At 58.7% G+C, this 24,168-nt stretch carries 19 protein-coding genes; 10 read left to right on the top strand and 9 right to left on the bottom strand.

The window, feature by feature from the left end; genetic code table 11:
• Positions 1-45: 45 nt before the first annotated feature.
• The 4 genes from ACI514_RS21100 to ACI514_RS21085 all read right to left on the bottom strand — a co-directional run bounded on the left by ACI514_RS21100 (position 46) and on the right by ACI514_RS21085 (position 7,022).
• Positions 46-1,461 carry an OprD family porin gene (locus ACI514_RS21100; RefSeq protein ID WP_160055835.1) on the bottom strand — a complete coding sequence of 472 codons (1,416 nt, stop codon included), beginning with the start codon at positions 1,459-1,461 and terminating at the stop codon, positions 46-48.
• A gap of 175 nt (positions 1,462-1,636) precedes the next feature.
• Positions 1,637-3,235 carry an ABC transporter substrate-binding protein gene (locus ACI514_RS21095; protein ID WP_405122309.1) on the bottom strand — a complete coding sequence of 533 codons (1,599 nt, stop codon included), beginning with the start codon at positions 3,233-3,235 and terminating at the stop codon, positions 1,637-1,639.
• 299 nt (positions 3,236-3,534) lie between these two features.
• Entirely contained in the window at positions 3,535-5,160 is a 1,626-nt protein-coding gene (locus tag ACI514_RS21090; protein ID WP_007917611.1) for an ABC transporter substrate-binding protein, read from the bottom strand.
• Between the two features lie 260 nt (positions 5,161-5,420).
• Complete coding sequence (locus tag ACI514_RS21085) at positions 5,421-7,022, bottom strand: ABC transporter substrate-binding protein (RefSeq protein WP_405122308.1); 1,602 nt, start codon at positions 7,020-7,022, stop codon at positions 5,421-5,423.
• A gap of 1,079 nt (positions 7,023-8,101) precedes the next feature.
• Here ACI514_RS21085 and ACI514_RS21080 point away from each other — a divergent pair.
• Complete coding sequence (locus ACI514_RS21080) at positions 8,102-8,467, top strand: DUF6124 family protein (protein WP_238785221.1); 366 nt, start codon at positions 8,102-8,104, stop codon at positions 8,465-8,467.
• A gap of 172 nt (positions 8,468-8,639) precedes the next feature.
• On the opposite strand, the gene ACI514_RS21075 is transcribed toward ACI514_RS21080, so the two are convergent.
• The gene (locus ACI514_RS21075; protein ID WP_095119498.1) at positions 8,640-9,356 is read right to left on the bottom strand and encodes an SIMPL domain-containing protein; all 717 of its coding nucleotides are present in this window, start codon (positions 9,354-9,356) and stop codon (positions 8,640-8,642) included.
• A gap of 315 nt (positions 9,357-9,671) precedes the next feature.
• Between ACI514_RS21075 and ACI514_RS21070 the strand changes: the two genes are divergently transcribed.
• The 4 genes from ACI514_RS21070 to ACI514_RS21055 all read left to right on the top strand — a co-directional run bounded on the left by ACI514_RS21070 (position 9,672) and on the right by ACI514_RS21055 (position 14,233).
• Positions 9,672-10,934, top strand: a complete 1,263-nt coding sequence (locus tag ACI514_RS21070; RefSeq protein WP_007915316.1) for an ATP-binding protein — start codon at positions 9,672-9,674, stop codon at positions 10,932-10,934.
• Positions 10,927-11,487 (top strand): response regulator transcription factor, encoded by a 561-nt coding sequence (locus tag ACI514_RS21065; RefSeq protein WP_003221630.1) that lies wholly within the window; start codon positions 10,927-10,929, stop codon positions 11,485-11,487. The genes ACI514_RS21070 and ACI514_RS21065 overlap by 8 nt, the downstream gene beginning before the upstream one ends.
• Positions 11,488-11,583: 96 nt before the next feature.
• Positions 11,584-13,311 (top strand): ABC transporter ATP-binding protein/permease, encoded by a 1,728-nt coding sequence (locus ACI514_RS21060; protein ID WP_160055845.1) that lies wholly within the window; start codon positions 11,584-11,586, stop codon positions 13,309-13,311.
• Positions 13,312-13,501: 190 nt separating this feature from the next.
• Entirely contained in the window at positions 13,502-14,233 is a 732-nt protein-coding gene (locus ACI514_RS21055; RefSeq protein WP_405122307.1) for a FadR/GntR family transcriptional regulator, read from the top strand.
• Between the two features lie 527 nt (positions 14,234-14,760).
• On the opposite strand, the gene ACI514_RS21050 is transcribed toward ACI514_RS21055, so the two are convergent.
• Positions 14,761-15,141: a hypothetical protein gene (locus tag ACI514_RS21050; RefSeq protein ID WP_160055849.1), complete on the bottom strand. Its 381-nt coding sequence runs from the start codon at positions 15,139-15,141 to the stop codon at positions 14,761-14,763.
• Positions 15,142-15,437: 296 nt separating this feature from the next.
• Here ACI514_RS21050 and kdgD point away from each other — a divergent pair, with 296 nt between their 5' ends.
• The 5 genes from kdgD to ACI514_RS21025 all read left to right on the top strand — a co-directional run bounded on the left by kdgD (position 15,438) and on the right by ACI514_RS21025 (position 22,091).
• Entirely contained in the window at positions 15,438-16,349 is a 912-nt protein-coding gene (gene kdgD, locus ACI514_RS21045; protein ID WP_034154457.1) for a 5-dehydro-4-deoxyglucarate dehydratase, read from the top strand.
• A 75-nt stretch (positions 16,350-16,424) separates the two neighbouring features.
• Positions 16,425-17,870, top strand: a complete 1,446-nt coding sequence (locus ACI514_RS21040) for an aldehyde dehydrogenase family protein (protein ID WP_123375760.1) — start codon at positions 16,425-16,427, stop codon at positions 17,868-17,870.
• Between the two features lie 110 nt (positions 17,871-17,980).
• Positions 17,981-19,342, top strand: coding sequence for an MFS transporter (locus tag ACI514_RS21035; protein ID WP_095049741.1), 1,362 nt, complete (start codon positions 17,981-17,983; stop codon positions 19,340-19,342).
• Positions 19,343-19,353: 11 nt separating this feature from the next.
• A complete protein-coding gene (gene garD / locus ACI514_RS21030) occupies positions 19,354-20,907 on the top strand; it encodes a galactarate dehydratase (RefSeq protein ID WP_405122306.1) in 1,554 nt (517 codons plus the stop codon).
• 242 nt (positions 20,908-21,149) lie between these two features.
• On the top strand, positions 21,150-22,091 hold the full coding sequence (locus ACI514_RS21025) for an AEC family transporter (RefSeq protein WP_034154462.1): 942 nt from the start codon (positions 21,150-21,152) through the stop codon (positions 22,089-22,091).
• Between the two features lie 84 nt (positions 22,092-22,175).
• Here ACI514_RS21025 and ACI514_RS21020 read toward each other — a convergent pair whose 3' ends face one another.
• The 3 genes from ACI514_RS21020 to ACI514_RS21010 are packed head-to-tail and all read right to left on the bottom strand — an operon-like array spanning position 22,176 to position 24,032.
• Entirely contained in the window at positions 22,176-22,553 is a 378-nt protein-coding gene (locus ACI514_RS21020; protein WP_007915345.1) for a carboxymuconolactone decarboxylase family protein, read from the bottom strand.
• Positions 22,550-23,611 carry a calcium/sodium antiporter gene (locus tag ACI514_RS21015; protein WP_405122305.1) on the bottom strand — a complete coding sequence of 354 codons (1,062 nt, stop codon included), beginning with the start codon at positions 23,609-23,611 and terminating at the stop codon, positions 22,550-22,552. Before ACI514_RS21015 ends, ACI514_RS21020 begins: the two co-directional genes overlap by 4 nt.
• 46 nt (positions 23,612-23,657) lie before the next feature.
• Positions 23,658-24,032 carry a septal ring lytic transglycosylase RlpA family protein gene (locus tag ACI514_RS21010; RefSeq protein ID WP_160055857.1) on the bottom strand — a complete coding sequence of 125 codons (375 nt, stop codon included), beginning with the start codon at positions 24,030-24,032 and terminating at the stop codon, positions 23,658-23,660.
• Positions 24,033-24,168: the final 136 nt, after the last annotated feature.

The following is a 24,168-nucleotide window of genomic DNA, read 5'->3' as shown; positions in this document are numbered from 1 at the left end:
ACCGAACGGCCGACTCATCATGAGTCAGCCGTCGGCTGGCGTTTTTTACAGGATGTTGAATGGAATCGTGGTCACGAGACGGAACTCGTTGATGCTGCCGTCAGCCTGGTTTTCGCTGGCGCGGTGAGCGGTGTAGGTGCCGCGAATCGTGGTGGCTTTGAGTGGCCCGCTCTGTACGGCATAGGTCGCGCCGACGCCGTATTCATAGTGGTGCTCGCCGTCCATCGCCTGCACGCCATCGTAGCCGCCACCCTTGTAGTGAGTGCCGTCGATGCCCCAGCCGCGTGCCTGGTAGATGTTGAACTTCAGGCCCGGTACGCCGTATTCGGCCATGTTGATGCCGTAGGAAATCTGGAAGGATTTCTCGTTCGGGCCGTTGAAGTCCGAGAGCAGGGAGTTGGCCAGGTAGATACCGTTGGTTTCGTGCAGGTAGTCGAAGTACTCGTTACCGTTCACTTCCTGATACGAGAAGGTCAGGGTGTGCGCCAGGTGAGTCAGGCCGAACGACAGAGAGTAGGTGTCGTTGTCGATGTCGCCCAGCAGCTTTTTGCCTTCGTCGACAGTCTTGTAGTAGTTCAGGCCGGTGGTCAGGCTCAGTACGGAGCTGTCACCCAGTACGTGGGTAGCGCCGAAGTAGTACTGGTTCCACAGGTCTTCAGCCTGAGTGCCCCACAGGCTGGTGGTCAGACTGGCGAACGGCTGGTACGAGATACCGGCGGTGTTCACGTGGTCGGCTTCAGCGTCGATGCTGCCGTATTCGGAGCGGAACTTGCTGAGGCTTTCTTCGGTACGTGGCGAAACGCGGTCGAAGGTGGCCAGGTCGAAGGACAGGTTGTTCAGTTCTTCGCTGTGGATCGCGATACCTTCGAAGCTCGATGGCAGCGGACGGTTGCCGATCACATCGACCTGCGGGCTGCTGAAGTTCATGCGGCCGGCGGTCAGAGTGGTGTTGGATATGCGCGCCTTGACGTTGGCCAGGCCCAGTTTGCTCCATTGACCGACGGCGTCACCGCCTTCACGGGTCAGGGTACGGTTGTTGCCCGCGCCTGGACGGGTGCCCGGTGCGCCGCCGTTGTTGGAAGCGAGGTTCTCGCGATCACGCTCCAGCGCAATGGCGTTGTACGCAGCCACTTCGGTGCTGAAACCGACAGTACCTTCGGTGAAGCCCGAGTTGTACTTGATGATCGTGCCTTGCACCCAGTTGATACGGCGGTCGGTTTCGGTCGATTGGCCGTTCTTGCGATAGGCGAACTTGCCGCCGCGCTTGAGTTGCTCGTTGGCGTACCAGTTACGGGTCGAACCGCTGATCGATTGACCTTCGAGGAAGCCAGTGGCTTCGGCCTGGGCACTTTTCTCGTTGACGGACACCGGAGTGAACGCCTGGCTTTGGGTTTCCGCATAAGCCGTGGCGGTGATGCTGCTGATGGCCAAGGCCAGTATCGCGGTGCTGCTCAGTTTCATGGGTGAAGCTCCTTTACTTTCTTTTTATGCCGGCTTTTTTTGGTATGCCGGTTATTGGTTTAGAACTCATTCACACATCGCAAACGTTTGCAAAAGGCCGGATTGGCGAATTTCGGCAAAGCGCTTGCGTGAGGGGCTAGACAGCGCCCCCCAGCGTTGCGGCTATTCGTCTGGTTTAATCGATACCGACACCCGAGAACACGTTGCGACCGAACGGGCTGACTTTGAACCCTTCGATCCTGGCGCTTAACGGTTGGTTGACCGTCGAGTGGGCGACAGGCGTGATCGGCACTTGTTGTTTAAGCAATTGCTGAGCCTGTTTGTAGAGCACGGTGCGCTGGTCGCGGTCAGTGACGACCTTGGCCTGTTTGATCAGCTTGTCGTAAGCCGGATCGCACCACATGGAGTAGTTGTTGCCGCCGATGGCATCGCAGCTGTACAGCGTGCCGAGCCAGTTGTCCGGATCGCCGTTGTCACCGGTCCAGCCGATCAGACTGATGTCGTGCTCGCCGTTCTTGGTGCGCTTGATGTACTCGCCCCATTCGTAGCTGACGATTTTTACTTTCAGACCGATCTTGGCCCAGTCAGCCTGGAGCATTTCGGCCATCAGTTTGGCGTTGGGGTTGTACGGACGCTGCACCGGCATCGCCCACAGGGTGATTTCGGTGCCTTCTTTGACACCGGCAGCCTTGAGCAGCTCTTTGGCTTTTTCCGGGTTGTAGGCGGCGTCTTTGATGCTGTCGTCGTAGGACCATTGGGTCGGTGGCATGGCGTTGACGGCCAGTTGACCGGCGCCTTGATAAACAGCGTTGAGAATCCCTTGTTTATTTACCGCCATGTCCAGCGCCTGACGCACTTCGAGCTGGTCGAAGGGTTTGTGGCGCACGTTATAGGCGATGTAGCCGAGGTTGAAACCCGGCTTGGAGATCAGTTGCAGTTTCGGGTCGGCCTTCAGCGCTTCAACATCGGCAGGGCGCGGATGCAGGGTGATCTGGCATTCGCCGGCCTTGAGCTTCTGCACGCGCACCGAGGCGTCGGTGTTGATCGCGAAGATCAGGTTGTCGAGTTTGACCCGGCTCGGATCCCAGTAATGTTTATTACCGGTGTAACGAATGTTCGAGTCTTTCTGATAACTCTTGAACACGAACGGCCCGGTGCCGATCGGTTTCTGGTTGATGTCGCTCGGCTTGCCTTCGGCCAGCAGTTTGTCGGCGTATTCGGCGGACAGGATGGCGGCGAAGCTCATGGCGATGTTCTGAATGAACGCGGCGTCGACGCTGTTGAGCGTGAACTCCACGGTCAGCGGCCCGGTCTTTTCGACCTTGGCGATGTTCTTGTTCAGGCTCATCCCGTTGAAGTACGGGAACTCGGTTGGATAAGCCTTACGGAAGGGCTGCTGTGCATCCAGCATGCGATTAAACGTGAACAACACGTCATCGGCGTTAAAGTCGCGGGTCGGTTTGAAGTACGGCGTTGTATGAAACTTCACACCTTCACGTAAGTGAAAGGTGTATTTCAGGCCATCCTCGGAAATATCCCACGTGGTTGCCAGGCCCGGGACGACATTGGTCGCGCCTTTTTCGAACTCGACCAGACGGTTGTAGATCGGTTCGGCGGCGTCGTTATCGGTCGCTGTCGTGTACTGCGCGGTATCGAAACCCGCCGGGCTGCCTTCAGAGCAGAACACCAGACTTTTGCTGGCGGCGAAACTGGTGGACGCGGCGGCCATCAGGCCGGCGCCCAGCAATGCGGAAAAAATCAAGGTATGGCGCATGACGCTCCCTCTTTTTTAGTGTTGTTCAATGCGCCGCCGTCCCATCCTGAGACGTTTGGCTGCATCGAGCTCAAACCAGTACGTACGGCAAACCGGTGGCCCACGCAGAAACTGGTCAGTACCCGACGGTAGGGGCCGCGGTCCTGGCAGTAAATGCGTAAATGCCTTAAAGCTCGTAGGAAAAGGCGACGCGTCCTATACCACTGTGGTAATCCGCAGCGGAATTGGCTGTAGGCAATTTCCTAACTTCCCGGCAGGTAAAACAACGGCGACGTCAAAAACGTCGCCGTTGCAGTGCCTTATTTGCTGACGCTGACGCCGTAGAAGGAGTTCAAGCCGAATGGGCTGATCTTGAAGTCCTGCACGTTGGCGCGCATGGGTTGGTACACCGTCGAGTGAGCGATAGGTGTCATTGGAACTGCATCTTTGAGGACGTGTTGCGCCTGTTTGTACAGTTCGGTGCGCTTGCCCTGATCGGTCGTGCGCTTGGCTTCTTTGACGAGGCCGTCGAACTTCTTGTCGCACCACTTGGAGAAGTTGTTGCCGCTGAGCGAGTCGCAACCGAACAGCACGTTCAGCCAGTTGTCCGGATCACCATTGTCACCGCTCCAGCCAATGATCATGGCCTGGTTCTCGCCACCTTTGGAGCGCTTGATGTACTCGCCCCACTCGTAGCTGGTGATCTTCACTTTCAAGCCGATCTTGGCCCAGTCGGACTGGAGCATTTCGGCCATCAGTTTGGCGTTGGGGTTGTACGGACGCTGCACCGGCATCGCCCACAGCACGATCTCGGTCCCTTCCTTGACGCCGGCTTCCTTGAGCAGCTGTTTGGCTTTCTCAGGATCGTACTTGGCATCTTTGATGGTGGTGTCGTAAGACCATTGGGTCGGCGGCATGGCGTTGACCGCCAGTTGGCCTGCGCCCTGGTAAACCGAATCGATGATCTGCGGCTTGTTCACTGCCATGTCCAGCGCCTGACGTACGCGCAGGTCTGCCAGCGGGTTGGCCTCGTTGCTGCCCTTGACCTTGTCCATCACGTTGTAGGCGATGTAACCCAGGTTGAAACCAGCCTGGTCAGGCATCTTCAGGGTCTTGTCTTCTTTCAGCGCTTTCAGGTCGGCCGGACGCGGGAACAGGGTGACCTGGCACTCGTTCTTTTTCAGCTTCTGAATACGCACCGACGGGTCGGTGGTGATCGCGAAGATCAGGTTGTCGATCTTCACGTCTTCAGGCTTCCAGTAGTCCTTGTTGCCGGTGTAACGGATGTTGGAATCTTTCTGGTAGCTCTTGAACACGAACGGACCAGTGCCGATCGGCTTCTGGTTGATGTCGGCAGCCTTGCCTTCCTTGAGCAGCTGGGCAGCGTACTCGGCGGACTGTACCGAGGCGAAGCTCATCGCCATGTTCTGGATGAACGCGGCATCAACTTCTTTCAGAGTGAACTTGACGGTGTGGTCGTCGACTTTATCGATCTTGGTGATGTTGGTGTCCATCCCCATGTCGGTGAAGTACGGGAATTCGGTCGGGTACGCCTTACGGAACGGGTCATCCTTGTTAATCATGCGATTGAAGGTGAACAGCACGTCGTCGGCGTTGAACTCACGAGTCGGCTTGAAATACGGGGTGGTGTGGAATTTGACGCCTTCGCGCAGGTGGAAGGTGTACGTCAGGCCGTCATCGGAAATGTCCCACTTGGTCGCCAGACCAGGAATCACAGCGGTGCCGCCGCGCTCGAACTGGGTCAGACGGTTGAACATGGTTTCGGCTGAGGCGTCGAAGTCGGTTCCGGTGGTGTACTGGCCTGGGTCGAAACCGGCCGGGCTGCCTTCGGAGCAGAACACCAGGTTAGTCGCAGCGGATGCGAAAGGTGCGGAGGCTAACAAGCCTGCGCCGACTAAAAACGGAATGACCGCGTGTTTAAGCATGTTGGCCTCATGATTTGTTGTCATTTTTTAGTTGTGAGGTACGACCTCGTGAGTCGTGCCTGCGGATACTTATGCAGGGGCCATACCCATTGCAAGATCCAGAGTGACTGCCGGCCTCAAAGCGTGGCACGAACGTACCTTAATGTCGCATCTGTATAACTTCTGACGCATTTGACCGTTTGCGGGCGGTTTTTACGGTGCAAATGAAGCCCCAAAACGGTGCGTTGGTCACGTTGTGCGCGCCGCCTTGGGGCTTGGTGTTACTTATTTATACCCACGCCATAGAAGGGGGTTAGACCGAACGGGCTGATCCGGAAGTCAGTGACTTCCTTGCGCAGCGGTTGGAACACCGTGGAGTTGGCAATCGGCGTGATCGGCACTTGCTGTTTAAGGATCAGTTGCGCCTGTTGATAGAGTTTTACCCGTTGATCTTTGTCGGTGGCCAACTTGGCCTGTTGCACCAGGTTGTCGTAGGCCGGATCGCACCATTTGGCGTAGTTGCTGCCTTTTACCGCCGCGCAGCTGTAGAGCACGCCCAGCCAGTTGTCCGGGTCACCGTTGTCACCTGTCCAACCATAAATCATGGCGTCGTGTTCGCCATTTTTCGCGCGTTTGATGTACTCGCCCCATTCATAGCTGACGATGTTGGCCTTGATGCCGATTTTCTCCCAATCCTGCTGGATCATCTGTGCCGACATCCGCGCATTCGGGTTTGAGGCGCGTTGCACTGTCATTGCCCAGAGGTTGATGGTTGTACCCGGCGCAACCCCTGCTTCTTTCAGTAGCACCCGCGCTTTTATCGGGTCGTAGGGGGCGTCCTTGATGTTCGTGTCATACGACCATTGCGCTGGCGGCAAAGCGTTTTGGGCCAACTGGCCGGCGCTTTGGTAAACGGCTTTGATGATTGCCGGTTTGTCGATGGCCATGTCCAGCGCCTGTCGAACCTTGAGCTGGTCGAGAGGGGCGTGGGTGGTGTTGTAGGCGAGGAAACCGAGGTTGAAACCGGCCTGCTTGAGCACACGCAGGTTCGGGTCTTTTTCCATCACTTCGATGTCGGCCGGGCGCGGGTAGCCGCTGACCTGGCATTCGCCGGCCTTGAGCTTCTGCAGGCGCACGGCGGCGTCGGGAGTGATCGAGAAAATCAGGTTATCGATCTGCACGTCTTCGGGTTTCCAGTAGGCCGTGTTGGCGGCGTAGCGGATTTGCGAATCCTTTTGGTAGCGCTTGAACACGAACGGGCCGGTGCCGATCGGCTTCTGGTTGAGGTCGGCGGCTTTGCCTTCCTTCAACAGTTGCGCGGCGTATTCAGCTGATTGCACCGAGGCGAAGCTCATGGCGAGGTTTTGCACGAACGCGGCGTCGACGTTGTTGAGGTTGAAGCGCACGGTCTGGTCGTCGAGTTTTTCTACCGATTTGATTGTGGTGTTCAGGCCCATGTCGGTGAAGTGGGGGGACTCGGCGGGGTAGGCCTTGCGGAAGGCGTTGTCCGGGTCGAGGAGGCGCTGGAAGGTGAACAGCACGTCGTCGGCGTTGAAGTCGCGGGTCGGTTTGAAGTAGTCGGTGGTGTGGAATTTTACGTTTTGGCGCAGGTGGAAGGTGTATTGCAGGCCATCGTTGGATATGTCCCATTTTGTTGCCAGGCCGGGTTCGATGTCGGTGCCGCCGCGTTTGAATTGGGTCAGGCGGTTGAAGACGGTTTCGGCGGAGGCGTCGAAGTCGGTGCCGCTGGTGTATTGGCTGGGGTCGAAGCCTGCCGGGCTGGCTTCGGAGCAGTAGACCAGGGTTGTGGCGGCGTTTGCCAGTGGGGCGGTTGTGGCCAGGGCCAGGGAGATCAAGAGCGGTTTTAGGGTGAATCTTGGCATGGAGTCCCCGGGGAGATTGGAGGTGGTTGTTGGTTGAGGTTAGCGGGGAATAGCGGGGTATCGGAAATATCGTTTTTCTCGGGGGAGTGTCTATCTCGGTATATCTGGGCGTTTTTTTATTGGGTACATATCCGTTGCTGCGGTTAGGGCTGCTTAGGGTTCCGCCCTTACGGCGGGTCACTTTTTCCAGACGCCGAAAAAGTAACCAAAAAGGCTTGCTCCTGCGTGCGGCCCGCTCGCTGGGGCTCGGGGTTCCTTCGCTGCGGGATCGATCCGGGCGCAGCGTCTCCGGTTTGCTTCGCTGCACCTACTCCCGCTGTGTTTGGCTGCGCCAAACGGTCGCTGCGCTCCCACGCCCGGATCAATCCCTCCACTCAGCCTTCCGACGTCGCCCGTGGATCAAGATCAAGAGCAGGCGAGCTGACACTCGGCCTATTGAGTGGTGAAGAGCGGGTGGTCGGCTTTGGTTTTTTGGTGGATTCGCCCCTCACCCCAGCCCTCTCCCTAAGGAGAGGGAGCCGATTTGTGGGCTTTTCAAAATCTGAGTTCAACGCGGTATTGCACGTCGGCGTAACTCTTCCAAACACCACGGTCAGTCCCCTCTCCCTCTGGGAGAGGGCTAGGGTGAGGGGCTTTTGATCTGTTTCAGAATCTGGATTCGACTCGGTATTTCAAGTCGGCGTATCTGTCCCAAACACCACGGTCAGTCCCCTCTCCCTCTGGGAGAGGGCTAGGGTGAGGGTTGGCTTTTGGCTGTTTAAATCTGTGTCAGATAACCAGAACCTTCCCACAAGGTTTTCAGGTTTTCAGGTTGTCCGTCGGACGTCGGCTCTCTAGGCTCTGGGTGTCGCTGAATGTTCAGTGATCGGGTGTGAGAACCCGCCGAGCTTGAAACTAGCACCAGTAAGACCATAATTGCGGCCGGCTTATTTGCTGTCGCAATGCCTTATGGCGGCTGTGTGCGGGCAGACTTCGGTCTGGCCGGTTTTCTGCTCACCGGTTTCTCACTCCGCACATAGCTGCCACCCTTTGCCACGTGAGAAATGGCTGAGGGTGGCTCGAATGACGAGCAGATTTTCATGAAAGATAAAATTGTCCCCGATCCACCACTCGAATCCACATCCCCACTCGAAGACGCCATCCGCGCCGACGACCAGATCAAAACCCGCGAAGCCATCAAACGCGCCCTGGATTTCTACCTCAGCCCCGAACCTATCAAGCCTCGCCAACCCAGCACGATGTTCCTGATCCAGCCAAACATCGACACCGAAAGCCTGCTGGCGCATGCCTGTGAATCACTGGCGTCGGCGAACACCCTTATCGGTAACTTTGCCGATCAGTTGGGCCGGCCCGAGCGTAATACGGCGTTGGCGATTCAGCAGATCATTATGCTGGCCGAGTTGGCGGTGAATCGGGCGCTGGATCGGGTTGATCCGCAGACCTGAGACCGCGTTATCGTTCATCGCGAGCAGGCTCACTCCTACAGGGGAATGCATTCCAAATTGTAGGAGTGAGCCTGCTCGCGATGGCGACGGAACATTCAACACAAAATTTGTGGGCACAAAAAAACCGCCAATCATTCACCGATCGGCGGCTTTTTATTCAGCCCACATCAAATCACTGCATCAACACTTCAATCGAACCATCAGCGGTCATGCTGACTTGGCTCGTACCCGCTTCAACTTCCGGCGTAACCGGCGCGGAATCCATGGCCGCCGCTTTCATCATCATCGGTGCGCGCAGGTACGGCTGCGGATAACCGTTGCTGTTGAGGTTCAGGTTGACGATTTTGTAGCCCTTGCCGCCCAGTGCGTCGGTGGCCAGTTGGGCGCGGGCCTTGAAGGCGGTCACTGCTTCTTTGAGCAACTGGTCTTCACTGGATTTGCGGGTCGGGTCGGCGATGGCGAAGTCCATGCCGCCCATTTTCAGGTCGCCCAGCAGTTCGCCGGTGAGTTTGGACAGGGCGGCGAAGTCGGCGCTTTCCAGGCGCAGTTCGGCGCGTTCACGCCAGCCGGTGATCTTCTGGCCTTTGGTGTCGTAGATCGGGTAGCTGTTGCGGCTGCCTTGGCGCAGAGTGATGTCTTTGACTTGCTTGGCCTGGGCCAAGGCCTTGTTCATGGTGGTGCTGACGTCTGCGGCGAGTTTCGCCGGGTCGGTGTTTTGCTCTTCGGTGTAGAGGGTGACGATCATCAGGTCGCGGGCGACTTCCGTGCTGACTTCGGCGCGCAGGGAAATCTGGTTGTAGTGCAGCTCATCGGCGGCCAGGGCCGGAAGGCTGGCGACGCTGCCGACGGTCAGGGCGAGAAGGGCGGCGCTGCGGCGAAATGTGTGCATGAAAGCTCCTTGATGAGGGCGCAGGTGATGGTTCGGGGGCCTGCGTGAAACCATCAGACTCTAGCTTTTATGATCCGGTTCGCCCAGTTACAACTTCTATACAGATGGCCGGGGCTGCTGCGCAGCCAATCGCGAGCAGGCTCCCTCCCACAGGGGAATGCATTTCAAAGGTGGGAGCGAGCCTGCTCGCGAAGAGGCCCTTATAGCCGCCGAAGATGTTTTCGCCATGTGGTCGTTTGCCGCACTTTCGCCTCTCAAGGCCGCGCGTTGGTTATACTCCGTGCGATCCGCCTGGAGCGCTCATCAGGAGAGCTCATGCTCGCCCCCGTACAACTGACTTCCGCCACTCGCCAGAACCTCTGGCGGCTGACTTTCATCCGCACCCTGGTGCTCGCCGCGCAGGCTGGCTCCGTAGGCCTGGCCTACTGGCTGCAATTGTTGCCGTTGCCGTGGGTGCAACTGGCGATGACCCTCGGCTGCTCGACGCTGCTTTGCGTGTTCACCGCCGTGCGTCTGCGTACTTCGTGGCCGGTCACCGAGCTTGAATATGCGCTGCAACTGGCCTGTGATCTGGTGATCCACAGTGCGCTGCTGTACTTCTCCGGTGGTTCGACCAACCCCTTTGTTTCCTATTATCTGGTGCCGCTGACCATCGCTGCGGTGACGCTGCCATGGCGCTATTCGGTGATTCTCTCCGGCATCGCGCTGGCGCTGTACACCGTGATGCTGACGCGTTTCTATCCGCTGGAAACCCTGCCAGTAGCCCGCGAGAACTTGCAGATCTACGGCATGTGGCTGAGCTTCGCGCTCGCAGCGGCGGTGATTACGTTTTTCGCGGCACGCATGGCTGAAGAGCTGCGCCGTCAGGAAGAATTGCGTGCGATCCGCCGTGAAGAAGGCCTGCGCGATCAGCAATTGCTCGCCGTCGCCACCCAGGCCGCTGGCGCCGCCCATGAACTTGGCACACCGCTGGCGACCATGAGCGTGTTGCTCAAGGAGATGCAGCAGGATCATCCCGACCCCATGCTGCAGGATGATCTGAAGGTGCTGCAGGATCAGGTCAAACTCTGCAAGGAAACCTTGCAACAACTGGTGCGTGCCGCCGAAGCCAATCGTCGCTTGGCCGTCGAGATGCAGGACGTCACCGACTGGCTCGACGAAGCGCTGAACCGCTGGCACCTGATGCGTCCGGAGGCCAGTTATCGCTTCCACCGCCTCGGCCAGGGCACCGTGCCGCGCATGGCGCCGCCGCCGGATCTGACTCAGGCGCTGTTGAATCTGCTCAACAACGCCGCCGATGCCTGCCCGGAAAATCTCAAAGTGACTCTGGACTGGGACGTCGAGAACCTGACCATCAGCATTCGTGACCACGGCGCCGGTGTGCCGCTGGCCATCGCCGAACAGATCGGCAAACCGTTTTTTACCACCAAGGGCAAAGGTTTCGGCCTGGGCCTGTTTTTGAGCAAGGCCAGCGTGACACGCGCCGGCGGCTCAGTGAAACTCTATAGTCATGAGGAAGGCGGCACGCTCACCGAGCTGCGCCTGCCCCACGGCGCCCGAGGAGACCAACATGAGTGACGAAATCCAAGTCGAAGGCGAAGAACTGCCGCATTTGCTGCTGGTCGACGACGACGCAACGTTTACCCGAGTGATGGCCCGCGCGATGGCTCGTCGTGGCTTTCGCGTCAGTACTGCCGGCTCGGCCGAAGAAGGCCTGACCATTGCCCAGGCCGATCTGCCTGATTACGCTGCGCTCGACCTGAAAATGGACGGCGACTCCGGTCTGGTGCTGCTGCCCAAGCTGCTGGAGCTGGACCCGGAAATGCGCGTGGTGATCCTTACCGGTTATTCGAGCATTGCCACCGCGGTCGAAGCGATCAAGCGCGGCGCCTGCAATTACCTGTGCAAACCGGCCGATGCCGACGACGTGCTGGCCGCGTTGTTGTCCGAGCACGCCGACCTCGACAGTCTGGTGCCGGAAAACCCGATGTCGGTTGACCGCTTGCAGTGGGAGCACATTCAGCGTGTGCTGACCGAGCACGAAGGCAACATCTCCGCCACTGCCCGTGCCTTGGGCATGCACCGCCGCACCCTGCAGCGCAAACTGCAGAAGCGCCCGGTTCGTCGCTGAACCTGCGCTGAACGACTATCGCCAGCCCTCGCGATAAAACGCACCGATCATCTATGATCGGTGCGTGTCTGTTCTTTTCTATATTGAGCCTTATCCATGAATCAGAACGCTGAATATTCCGCGGTCAACGATGCTGTGCGCGGACAGTTTTTTCGCAAGGTGTGGGCGATCATCACGCCGTACTGGCGCAGTGAAGAGAAGGGCAAGGCCTGGACGCTGCTGATTGCGGTGATCGCCCTGTCGTTGCTCAGTGTGGGCATCTCGGTGTGGTTCAACACCTGGTACAAGGATTTCTACAACGCCCTGCAAAAGAAGGACGAAGCGGCGTTCTGGCGCTTGATTCTGTATTTTTGCGGCATTGCGGCCGTGGCGATTATCGGTGCGGTGTACAGGCTCTATCTGACGCAGATGCTGACGATTCGCTGGCGGGCCTGGCTCACTGAAAAGCATTTCTCGCGTTGGCTTGCCGACAAGAATTACTACCAGTTGGAGCAGGGCGGTTACACCGATAACCCGGACCAGCGTATTTCCGAGGACCTCAACAACTTCACCTCCAACACCCTCGAACTGGGTATCGGCCTGCTGCGCAATATCGTCAGTCTGGTGTCGTTCTCGATCATTTTGTGGGGCGTGTCGGGTAGCATCGAAATCTATGGCGTCACCATTCCCGGCTACATGTTCTGGTGTGTGCTGGTGTATGCGGTGGTGGGCAGCTGGCTGACGCATTTGATTGGTCGTCGCTTGATCGGACTGAACAACCAACAACAACGTTTCGAAGCTGACCTGCGTTTTTCCATGGTGCGGATTCGCGAGAATGCCGAAAGCATCGCGTTGTACAACGGAGAGCCGAACGAAAATCGTCGTCTGAGCGCCCGCTTCGGCAATGTCTGGCACAACTTCTGGGACATCATGAAAGTGTCCAAGCGCCTGACGTTCTTCACCGCCGGTTACAGCCAGGCAGCGATCATCTTCCCGTTCATCGTGGCTTCGCCGCGTTACCTTGCCGGCAAGATCGAACTCGGCGAACTGATGCAGATCAGCTCGGCATTCGGCAACGTTCAAGAGAGTTTCAGCTGGTTTATCAGTGCTTATCAGAGCCTTGCTGCGTGGCGCGCTACCTGTGATCGTCTGCTGAGTTTCCGCCAGGCCATGACCGACAACGAGCAACGCGTGCCGGCCATCGATGTGCAGAATCAGGGCAGTGAATTGAAGGTGCACAAACTGGGGCTGGATCTGGCCGATGGCCGTCATCTGCTGACCAGCGCAGACATGACCGTCGAACCGGGTGAGCGGGTGATGCTCAGCGGGCGATCTGGCAGCGGCAAGTCGACCTTGCTGCGGGCGATGGGCCATTTGTGGCCTGCGGGCCACGGCAACATTCGTTTGCCGGCAGCGCGGTATCTGTTCTTGCCGCAAAAGCCGTATCTGCCGATCGGCACGCTGCGCGAGGCGTTGAGTTATCCACAACCGGGCGACACCTACGCGCCGGAACGTTATGCACAAGTGCTGGAAACCTGCCGTCTGCCGCATCTGGTCGCGCGGCTGGACGAGGCCAATCACTGGCAACGCATGCTCTCGCCGGGCGAGCAGCAACGTTTGGCCTTCGCCCGTGCGCTGCTTTACGCACCGCAGTGGCTGTACATGGATGAAGCGACGTCGGCGATGGATGAGGAAGATGAAGCGACGCTGTATCAGGCGCTGATTGACCAGTTGCCGGGGCTGAGCATTGTCAGTGTCGGCCATCGCAGCAGCTTGAAACGTTTCCATCCACGGCACGTGCGGATCGACAGCGGGCATTTGGTTGAGCAAACCGTGACTGCCTGATCACCGCTAAACCCCTGCAGGAGTGAGCCTGCTCGCGATAGCGTTGGGTCAGTCACATTGATGCTGAATGTGCGGACGTCATCGCGAGCAGGCTCACTCCTACATAAAGCGATGTAAACCGGAAAGTGATCGTACAACCCGCTTGAGCTATGATGCCCACAAGCCGAATTTTCGAGACAAGATGCACACCATGGAAAACCTGATCGACACCCCGCGTCTCCCACGCAAGCGCCGCAGCCTGGCCCAGGAACTGGTGACGGTGCTGAGCGAGCAGATCCGCGATGGCCTGCTCAAACGCGGTGACAAACTGCCTACCGAGTCGGCAATCATGGAAGCCCATGGCGTCAGCCGCACCGTGGTGCGCGAGGCGATTTCCCGTTTGCAGGCTGCTGGCCAGGTGGAAACCCGCCACGGCATCGGCACCTTCGTACTCGACACGCCGAGCCCGAGTGGTTTTCGTATCGACCCGGCCACTGTCGTCACCCTGCGTGATGTGCTGGCCATTCTCGAGTTACGTATCAGCCTCGAAGTGGAATCTGCCGGCCTTGCCGCGCAACGTCGCAGCCCCGAGCAACTGGCGACCATGCGCGCCGCGCTCGATGCGCTCAACGAAAGTGCAGCCCACGCCAGCGATGCTGTGGCGTCGGACTTTGCTTTTCACCTGGAAATCGCGCTGTCCACCGGCAACCGCTATTTCACCGACATCATGACCCACCTGGGCACCAGCATCATTCCGCGTACGCGGCTGAACTCGGCGCGGCTGGCCCATGATGATCAACAGCACTACATGGGGCGCCTGAGCCGTGAACACGAAGAAATCTGTCAGGATTCCGATGCGGCGCGTGCGGCGATGCGTCTGCACCTGACCAACAGCCGCGAAAGACTGCGCCAGGCACATGAAGAGGCGCAGGCGCAGGGGTGACGGGTAATTAAAGCTCGAGTTGAACTGTCAGCACTGGCGACTCCGAAATATTACTGGCGCGGGTAACGCTGTAGCGAAGGCTGGCGGTTGCACCTGGAACGAGTTTTTTCTCAAAAAACATCTTTGGGAATGGCGAAGAGCAGTAGCTTTCCTACCGTCGCTGCAGTCAATGTGGTTTGGTCTTTGAAGTTGTTGCCGGTAGTAGTTTCTACGTGCAGCGTAACTACGTCTCCGACAGCTGAGTTGTCGTAGGTCACTTCGCCGTGAGCTTTTCCCTCCAACTTCCCGACATAAAGAACTCCTTTAACTGCTTCTCGGAGTACTGGTGCTGCGAGCTTTTACTTGTGCATTCATGAGTAAATTCCTTTTCGTTATCTCTTCTAACCGTTTTAGGGGCGCAAGCGACGGCATGCGCTGTCGGAGCCGGTTCGTTAGCTCCTGCGTCATTAACGCCAAATCCGTGATCGCCTGGCACCTGTAAGAAATACCAGTTCCGACGAACGGTAATCGCTCCCGCACGACCTCGTTCAGCCCTCGATCCGCAACCTCAACACCTGCGAAAACGGCTCCATACTCGACTCATCGCAAAACTTGTAGCGCAATTCAACCTCTCTGTTCAGGTACGGACGTAGCACCTCTTTAGGCAACTGCAACTCGATCCCCGTCAGTTTTTCCATCTCGTCCTCGGCATCGTCCCAGGTGCCAGTGTCCACTTCCTCGCCTGCCCATTCCGGCTCTTCCGGGTCTTCACCGAGAATCGGGTAGACGCTCCAGTTCGCCGGAAAATCGCTGGAGTCCGGGACTTGTACGATCAATACATCGGGTAGCGCGGATAGCTGAAGGGTGAGGGGGGCAGAGGCAGAAGAGGCGATTTGCGCGAGGGTCGGTGCAGCATAATTCACAAACATTTCGGTTTCCTTCGAAGGTCCGCCACGATCCTTCGTGGCAGTCGTCGCACCTTACCCGGCGTTTCTCCAACGCTCAGTAAACGAATCTTGACCAGACATTTCCGCGCTAGAACCCTTTAAACACGGGCTTTTGCGACGATTTCTGCCAAGCCTTAAACAGCTTTGTCCGACAAAAAAACACCCACAACGATGAAATGCAGTTGACGGTTATTATTTAAGTTGTACGATGACCTACAACTTCAGCGAAGGCTGAACGGACCAATCACAAAAAACGTTGCTACCAGGGTGTTCGAATAATGAATCCACAAGAACTGAAGTCCATCCTCTCTGCCGGCCTGCTGTCTTTCCCGGTGACCGATTTCAACGCGCAGGGCGATTTCAACCGCGCCGGCTACATCAAACGTCTGGAGTGGCTGGCTCCGTATGGCGCTTCAGCCTTGTTCGCCGCCGGCGGCACCGGTGAGTTCTTCTCCCTGGCTGCCAGCGAGTACTCGGAAATCATCAAGACTGCCGTCGACACCTGTGAAACCAGCGTGCCGATCCTCGCCGGTGTCGGTGGTTCGACCCGTCAGGCCATCGAATACGCTCAGGAAGCCGAGCGTCTGGGCGCCAAAGGTCTGTTGCTGCTGCCGCACTACCTGACCGAAGCGAGCCAGGACGGTGTTGCCGCTCACGTTGAAGCCGTGTGCAAATCGGTCAACATCGGCGTAGTCGTTTACAACCGCAACGTTTGCCGCCTGACCGCGCCGCTGCTGGAACGTCTGGCCGAGCGCTGCCCGAATCTGATCGGGTACAAGGACGGTCTGGGCGATATCGAGTTGATGGTGTCGATCCGTCGCCGCCTCGGTGATCGCTTCAGCTATCTGGGTGGCCTGCCGACCGCCGAAGTCTATGCCGCCGCCTACAAGGCGCTGGGCGTACCGGTTTACTCTTCGGCGGTGTTCAACTTCATCCCGAAAACCGCGATGGACTTCTACCACGCGATCGCCCGTGAAGATCACACCACCGTCGGCAAGATCATCGACGACTTCTTCCTGCCGTACCTGGATATCCGTAACCGCAAGGCCGGTTATGCCGTGAGCATCGTCAAGGCAGGCGCGAAAATCGCCGGCTATGACGCAGGCCCGGTGCGGGCGCCGCTGACCGATCTGACCGGTGAAGAGTACGAAATGCTCGCCGCGCTGATCGACAAGCAAGGTGCGCAGTAACACCCGATAAAAGCGAGGCCGCTGAGCAATCAGCGGCTTTTTGCGTGAAGGCTTTGAGATGTGAGGGCTGCCCCTGTGACAACTGCAAAACGCTACGACAACTACATCAACGGCGAATGGGTTGCCGGTGCCGACTACTCGGCCAACATCAACCCGTCCGAACTGAGCGACACCATCGGCGATTACGCCAAGGCTGATCTGACTCAGGTTCACGCCGCCATCGACGCTGCCCGCGCGGCATTCCCGGCGTATTCGACTTCGGGTATTCAGGCCCGTCACGATTCGCTGGATAAAGTCGGCACGGAAATCCTCGCCCGTCGTGAAGAGCTCGGCACCCTGCTGGCCCGGGAAGAGGGCAAGACCCTGCCTGAAGCCATCGGTGAAGTGACCCGCGCCGGTAACATCTTCAAATTCTTCGCCGGTGAATGTCTGCGCCTGTCAGGCGACTACGTGCCGTCGGTGCGTCCGGGCGTCAATGTTGAAGTGACTCGCGAAGCACTGGGCGTGGTTGGTCTGATCACTCCGTGGAACTTCCCGATCGCCATTCCTGCATGGAAAATCGCGCCAGCCTTGGCCTACGGCAACTGCGTGGTGTTGAAACCGGCCGATCTGGTACCGGGTTGTGCGTGGGCACTGGCGGAAATCATCTCCCGCGCAGGCTTCCCGGCCGGCGTGTTCAACCTGGTGATGGGCAGCGGTCGTGTGGTTGGCGATGCGCTGGTGCAGAGCCCGAAAGTCGACGGCATCAGCTTCACCGGTTCGGTGGGCGTGGGTCGTCAGATCGCGGTCAACTGTGTCTCGCGTCAGGCCAAGGTTCAGCTGGAAATGGGCGGCAAGAACCCGCAGATCATTCTCGACGACGCCGACCTCAAACAAGCGGTCGAGCTGTCGGTGCAGAGCGCGTTCTACTCCACCGGTCAGCGTTGCACCGCGTCGAGCCGTTTGATCGTCACCGCCGGGATTCACGACAAGTTTGTTGAAGCCATGGCCGAGCGCATGAAGTCGATCAAGGTCGGCCACGCACTGAAATCCGGCACCGATATTGGTCCAGTTGTTTCGCAAGCGCAGCTGGAACAGGACATGAAGTACATCGATATAGGCCAGTCCGAAGGTGCGCGTCTGGTCAGCGGCGGCGGTCTGGTAACTTGCGACACCGAGGGTTACTTCCTCGCGCCAACGCTGTTTGCCGACAGTGAAGCGTCGATGCGCATCAGCCGCGAAGAGATCTTCGGCCCGGTGGCCAATATCGTTCGCGTAGCTGACTACGACGCGGCGCTGGCGATGGCCAACGACACCGAATTTGGTCTCTCGGCGGGTATTGCAACCACCTCGCTGAAGTACGCCAACCACTTCAAGCGCCATTCGCAGGCCGGGATGGTCATGGTCAATCTGCCGACCGCTGGCGTCGATTACCACGTTCCGTTCGGTGGCCGTAAAGGTTCATCCTATGGATCACGTGAGCAAGGCCGCTATGCGCAAGAGTTTTACACGGTCGTGAAGACCAGTTACATCGGCTCCTGATACACGCAATACCCCTGTAGGAGCTGCCGAAGGCTGCTCCTACAGGGAATAGATGCAAGACCAAAGAAGATTCACCCGCGCATAAAAATAATCAGTGGGAGTACATCTACATGCAATCGTCCAAGCCGACTCACGTCCGCTATTTGATCCTGCTCATGCTGTTTCTGGTGACCACGATCAACTACGCCGACCGTGCGACTATCGCCATCGCCGGTTCCAGCCTGCAAAAAGACCTCGGTATCGACGCGGTCACCCTCGGTTACATCTTCTCCGCATTCGGTTGGGCCTATGTGGCCGGGCAAATTCCCGGTGGCTGGCTGCTCGATCGCTTCGGCTCGAAAAAAGTCTATGCCCTGAGCATTTTCACCTGGTCGCTGTTCACCGTGCTGCAAGGCTTTGTCGGTGAGTTCGGCATGTCCACCGCCATCGTTGCGCTGTTCATGCTGCGCTTCCTGGTCGGTCTGGCTGAAGCGCCATCCTTCCCCGGCAACGCGCGCATCGTCGCCGCTTGGTTCCCGACCGCTGAACGCGGCACCGCTTCGGCGATCTTCAACTCGGCGCAATACTTTGCCACCGTGTTGTTCGCACCGCTGATGGGCTGGATCGTTTACTCCTTTGGCTGGGAGCACGTGTTTATCGTCATGGGCATCCTCGGGATCATCTTCTCGCTGGTCTGGCTGAAAGTGATCTACAGCCCGCGTGAGCACCCGCGTATCAACGAAGCCGAGTTCAAACACATCGCTGAAAACGGCGGCATGGTCGACATGGACCAGAAGGGCAAAAAGTCCGACGGTCCGAAGTGGGATTACATCCGTCAGCTGCTGACCAATCGCATGATGCTCGGCGTGTATCTGGGCCAGTACTGCATCAACGGCATCACTTACTTCTTCCTGACCTGGTTCCCGGTGTATCTGGTGCAAGAGCGTGGCATGACCATTCTCAAGGCGGGTTTCATCGCCTCGTTGCCGGCAATCTGCGGCTTTATCGGCGGCGTACTCGGCGGGGTGATTTCCGACTACCTGCTGCGCAAGGGCCACTCGCTGACCTTCGCCCGCAAAGCGCCGATCATTGCCGGCCTGCTGGTTTCCAGCAGCATCGTTGCCTGCAACTATGTTGAAGTGGAATGGATGGTCGTTGGCTTCATGGCCCTGGCCTTCTTTGGCAAAGGCGTTGGCGCACTGGGCTGGGCGGTGGTTTCCGACACCTCGCCAAAACAGATCGCCGGTCTGAGCGGTGGCCTGTTCAACACTTTCGGCAACATCGCTTCGATTACCACGCCGATCGTGATTGGCTACATCATCAGCTCCACCGGTTCGTTCAAATGGGCGCTGGTGTTCGTCGGTGCCAACGCACTGGTCGCGGTGTTCAGCTATCTGGTCATCGTTGGCCCGATCAAACGTGTGGTACTCAAAGAGCCGCCAACCAATGGCGGTACTGAAGCCACCGGCAAATTGTCCCAAGCGCATTCCTGAGGAGCGGCGTCATGCAGTTGATTGAACATTCCGACTCGCCGCGCCACATCCGCCTGCACGAGCGGGACAATGTGGTGGTAGTGGTCAACGACCAGGGCGCCCCGGCCGGCACTGAATTTGCCGATGGCCTGGTGACGCTGGAATTTGTGCCGCAGAGCCACAAGGTCACCCTCGAAGACATTCCCGAGGGCGGCCAGGTGATTCGCTACGGTCAGGTGATTGGCTACGCGTTGCAGCCGATTCGCCGTGGCAGTTGGGTCAAGGAAGATCAACTGCGCATGCCGACTGCGCCGCCGCTGGACAGCTTGCCGCTGTCCACCGAGGTGCCGGTCGCGCAGGCACCGCTGGAGGGCTTCACGTTCGAGGGCTATCGCAACGCTGACGGCACCGTCGGCACGCGCAATATTCTCGGCATCACTACGACCGTACAGTGCGTTACCGGCGTGCTTGATCACGCGGTAAAACGCATCAAGGAAGAGCTGCTGCCGAAGTATCCGCACGTCGATGACGTGGTGGCGCTGACTCATAGTTACGGTTGCGGCGTGGCAATTACCGCCACCGACGCCTACATCCCGATTCGCACCGTGCGCAATCTGGCGCGCAACCCGAACCTCGGTGGCGAGGCGTTGGTGATCAGTCTGGGCTGCGAGAAATTGCAGGCCGCTCAGGTCATGCACGAAGACGATGCGTCGGTGGATCTCAGCGATCCTTGGCTGTATCGCTTGCAGGATTCCAGTCACGGTTTCACCGAGATGATCGAGCAGATCATGGAACTGGCTGAAGTCCGTTTGAAGAAGCTCGACCAGCGCCGCCGCGAAACCGTGCCGGCGTCCGAGTTGATCCTCGGCATGCAGTGCGGTGGCAGTGATGCGTTTTCCGGCATCACCGCCAACCCGGCGCTGGGTTATGCCTCGGACTTGCTGCTGCGAGCGGGGGCGACGGTGATGTTTTCCGAAGTCACCGAAGTGCGCGATGCGATTTACCTGCTGACTTCACGCGCCGAAAGCAAAACCGTTGCCGAGGAACTGGTGCGCGAGATGGACTGGTACGACCGTTACCTGGCCAAGGGCGAGGCGGATCGCAGCGCCAACACCACGCCGGGCAACAAGAAGGGCGGGCTGTCGAACATTGTCGAGAAGTCGCTGGGCTCGATCGTCAAATCCGGCAGCAGCGCGATCAATGGCGTGCTTGGCCCTGGCGAGCGCTTCAAGCAGAAGGGTTTGATTTTCTGTGCGACCCCGGCGAGTGATTTTGTCTGCGGCACGTTGCAGTTGGCGGCGGGAATGAACCTGCATGTGTTCACTACCGGGCGTGGCACGCCGTATGGTTTGGCGATGGCGCCGGTGGTGAAAGTCTCGACGCGGACAGAGTTGGCGCAACGTTGGCCGGATCTGATCGACATTGATGCCGGGCGGATCGCGACCGGGCGCGCGACGATCGAGGAATTGGGTTGGGAGTTGTTTCACTATTACCTGGATGTTGCGAGCGGCAAACAGCAGACGTGGGCGGAGAAGCACAAGCTGCATAACGACATTACGTTGTTCAATCCGGCGCCGATTACCTGATGTGTGATCGGCTTGCCCTCACCCCAGCCCTCTCCCGGAGGGAGAGGGGGCCGACCGAGTTGTCTTGCGCTGTACATCGACCTGAAAAATCGGGTCGATTATGGATTCAGCGATGTCATTTCAGGTCGGTGGATTTTTAGAATATCCCCCGATCGGTCCCCTCTCCCTCGGGGAGAGGGCTAGGGTGAGGGGCTTTTGCTTTATCATTGGCATCCAACGACGCTCACCCAAGGCTCCCCGGCATGCTGGCAATTTTCCTCGAAACCCTGAACATCACCGCGCCGGTGTTTGCCATGCTGTTTCTCGGTGTGCTGCTCAAGCGCATCGACTGGATCAACGACAACTTCATCCACACCGCCTCGTCGCTGGTGTTCAACGTGACCATGCCGGCGCTGCTGTTTCTCGGCATTCTGCATGCCGACCTGCACGCAGCATTGCAACCGTCCCTGCTGATCTACTTCTCCCTCGCCACGCTGGTGAGCTTTGCCCTGGCCTGGGGCTGGGCGATTTTCAAATGCCCGCGTGAAGATCGCGGCATCTACACCCAGGGCGCGTTTCGCGGCAACAACGGCGTGATTGGTCTGGCACTGGCGGCGAGCATGTACGGCGATTACGGGATTTCCCTCGGGGCGATTCTCGCGGCGCTGGTGATCCTGTTCTACAACACGCTGTCGACCATCGTACTGGCGGTGTATAGCCCGGTGATCAAGTCCGATCCGTGGAGCATCTGCAAAAGCGTGTTCAGCAATCCGTTGATCATCAGCGTGATTGCGGCGGCGCCGTTTGCCTATTTCAAGATCGGTTTGCCGGGCTGGCTGGAGACCTCAGGTCAATATCTGGCGCAGACCACCTTGCCGCTGGCGTTGATCTGCATTGGCGGCACACTGTCGCTGGCGGCGTTGCGCAAGAGCGGTAGCATGGCGCTCAGTTCCAGCCTGGTGAAGATGATCGGTTTGCCGGTGCTGGCGACGCTCGGCGCGTGGTTGTGGGGATTTCGCGGGGCGGAACTGGGAATTCTGTTTTTGTATTTCGGCAGCCCGACGGCGGCGGCGAGTTTTGTCATGGCCCGGGCGGCGCAGGGCAATCATGAACTGGCGGCAGCGATTATCGTGATGACCACGTTGATGGCGGCGATCACTACCAATATCGGGATCTTTGTTTTGCAGTGGGGTGGGTGGATATAAAGGCAAGATCAAAAGATCGCAGCCTGTGTCAGCTCCTACAGGAGACCGCATTTCCATGTAGGAGCTGCCGAAGGCTGCGATTTTTTAGCTTTTCTCGTAACTGTCGATCACTTCCTGCGCCGCGCGAAACGCATCAATCGCCGCCGGTACGCCGGCATACACCGCGCAATGCAGCAGCGCTTCGCGAATCTCGTCCACCGTGCAGCCGTTATTCAGCGCGCCGCGCACATGGCCTTTCAACTCTTGCGGGCACTTCAATGCGGTCAGCGCGGCGAGGGTGATCAAACTGCGGGTTTTCAGCGGCAAACCTTCACGATTCCACACGCCACCCCAGGCATGCTCATTGACGAAATCCTGCAGCGGCTGGGTGAACTCGGTGGCGTTGCCCAAGGCGCGATCAACAAACGCATCGCCCATTACCTGGCGGCGGACTTCAACCCCGGACTTCTTCGATTCGGTCATGGTTTTTCACTCTTGTGGTGTTGGCGGCGCCAGGCGCGGATCGACGTGAACAGCAAAAACGTCAACAGCGTCGGCAAGACATAAAACAGCATCAGCCGCTCCAGCCTGCCGGCCAGCGGCATGCCGGTGGTGAACGACACCACGTGCAGCCCGTAAACCAGATACAAACCGAGCAGCAACAAACCTTCGGCGCGGGTCACGCGGTAGCCGGAATAGAACACCGGCAGGCACAGCGCGGCGACGCCGAGCATCACCGGCAGGTCGAAATCCAGTGCGTTCGGCGATACCGACAGCGGCGTCGGTGCGATCAATGCGGTCAGGCCGAGTACCCCGAGCAGATTGAACAGGTTGGCACCGATCACGTTGCCCACGGCGATGTCGCGTTGCCCGCGCAATGCCGCGATCAGCGAGGTTGCCAGTTCCGGCAGCGAAGTGCCGACGGCGACCACGGTCAGGCCGATCACTCGCTCGGAGAATCCCAGATCCGTGGCCACCACGACGGCAGCGCCCAGCAGCAGATGCCCGGCGAATACCAGCATTGCCAGACCGATAACGATCATCAGCAAGCTGCTGATCCACGAGGCTTGCACTGCTTCGGCATGTTCCGAATGCGGCCGGGTCGAGTGCCGCGATTGACGCAGCAGCAAGCCGAGGTACAACGCCAGTGCGCCCAGCAGCAGGAGGCCGTCGAAGCGACCGATCTCTTCATTCCAGGCCAGGACGAACACCAGCAGGGTGGCACCGATCATCAGCGGAATATCGAGCCGCACCAGTTGCCGCGAGACGCGCAGCGGAATGATCAGCGCCGACAGGCCGAGGGTGACGAGGATATTGAAGATACTGCTGCCGACCACGCTGCCGACGGCGATGTCCGGGTTGTGCGCTAACGCTGCCTGCAGGCTGACGGCCATTTGCGGCGCGCTGCTGCCAAGGGCGACGATGGTCAGGCCGATGATCAGCGGCCGCACATGCAGGCGCGCCGCCAGACGCACCGCTGCGCGCACCATCAGTTCGGCGCCGAAGATCAGCAGGCACAGGCCGGCGAGCAGTTCGATCACGCTGATGAGAGGTAAGTCGGCTAGTCCGAAAATGGTCGGCGCTCCATCAGTCGTCGAGGGCTTGCACGCGAACCCGTGCGGTGCCGCTGCGCAGCATGCCGAGCTGTTCGGCGGCCTCGCGGGATACGTCGATCAGGCGCCCACGGGTGTGCGGGCCGCGGTCGTTGATGCGGACCACGACGGATTCATCGTTTTTCAGGTTGGTGACCTTCACCCGTGTGCCAAAGGGCAGCTGGCGGTGGGCGGCGGTCAGGGAATTCTGGTTGAACGGCTCGCCACTGGCGGTGCGTTTACCGTGGTGCTTGGCACCGTAATAGGAAGCGACGCCGGTCTGGTCGTAACCGTGCGGGTCGATGGTGCCGGTGCTGGCGCAACCGGCCAGCAAAGAAAGCAGGGCAAAAAGGCTGAGCAGACGCTTCATTCAAGGTTTCCCGAAAACAAATGTAGGAGTGAGCCTGCTCGCGATCGCGCAATGTCAGACACCGGAAAAGTGACTGTCAAATCGCTATCGCGAGCAGGCTCACTCCTACAGGGGATGGAGCCAGGCTGTTTGTCTG

Origin of the sequence: Pseudomonas sp. M20 (genome assembly GCF_045037865.1) — a bacterium.
Lineage (GTDB): Bacteria > Pseudomonadota > Gammaproteobacteria > Pseudomonadales > Pseudomonadaceae > Aquipseudomonas.
The sequence above is the reverse complement of the archived record's forward strand: the minus strand, read 5'-3'. Positions and strand labels throughout refer to the sequence as shown.

Coding starts and splice junctions, on each gene's coding strand:
- ACI514_RS21100 (WP_160055835.1), bottom strand. CDS start 1,461: ATGAAACTGAGCAGCACCGCGATACTGGCCTTGGCCATCAGCAGCATC.
- ACI514_RS21095 (WP_405122309.1), bottom strand. CDS start 3,235: ATGCGCCATACCTTGATTTTTTCCGCATTGCTGGGCGCCGGCCTGATG.
- ACI514_RS21090 (WP_007917611.1), bottom strand. CDS start 5,160: ATGCTTAAACACGCGGTCATTCCGTTTTTAGTCGGCGCAGGCTTGTTA.
- ACI514_RS21085 (WP_405122308.1), bottom strand. CDS start 7,022: ATGCCAAGATTCACCCTAAAACCGCTCTTGATCTCCCTGGCCCTGGCC.
- ACI514_RS21080 (WP_238785221.1), top strand. CDS start 8,102: ATGAAAGATAAAATTGTCCCCGATCCACCACTCGAATCCACATCCCCA.
- ACI514_RS21075 (WP_095119498.1), bottom strand. CDS start 9,356: ATGCACACATTTCGCCGCAGCGCCGCCCTTCTCGCCCTGACCGTCGGC.
- ACI514_RS21070 (WP_007915316.1), top strand. CDS start 9,672: ATGCTCGCCCCCGTACAACTGACTTCCGCCACTCGCCAGAACCTCTGG.
- ACI514_RS21065 (WP_003221630.1), top strand. CDS start 10,927: ATGAGTGACGAAATCCAAGTCGAAGGCGAAGAACTGCCGCATTTGCTG.
- ACI514_RS21060 (WP_160055845.1), top strand. CDS start 11,584: ATGAATCAGAACGCTGAATATTCCGCGGTCAACGATGCTGTGCGCGGA.
- ACI514_RS21055 (WP_405122307.1), top strand. CDS start 13,502: ATGGAAAACCTGATCGACACCCCGCGTCTCCCACGCAAGCGCCGCAGC.
- ACI514_RS21050 (WP_160055849.1), bottom strand. CDS start 15,141: ATGTTTGTGAATTATGCTGCACCGACCCTCGCGCAAATCGCCTCTTCT.
- kdgD (WP_034154457.1), top strand. CDS start 15,438: ATGAATCCACAAGAACTGAAGTCCATCCTCTCTGCCGGCCTGCTGTCT.
- ACI514_RS21035 (WP_095049741.1), top strand. CDS start 17,981: ATGCAATCGTCCAAGCCGACTCACGTCCGCTATTTGATCCTGCTCATG.
- garD (WP_405122306.1), top strand. CDS start 19,354: ATGCAGTTGATTGAACATTCCGACTCGCCGCGCCACATCCGCCTGCAC.
- ACI514_RS21025 (WP_034154462.1), top strand. CDS start 21,150: ATGCTGGCAATTTTCCTCGAAACCCTGAACATCACCGCGCCGGTGTTT.
- ACI514_RS21020 (WP_007915345.1), bottom strand. CDS start 22,553: ATGACCGAATCGAAGAAGTCCGGGGTTGAAGTCCGCCGCCAGGTAATG.
- ACI514_RS21010 (WP_160055857.1), bottom strand. CDS start 24,032: ATGAAGCGTCTGCTCAGCCTTTTTGCCCTGCTTTCTTTGCTGGCCGGT.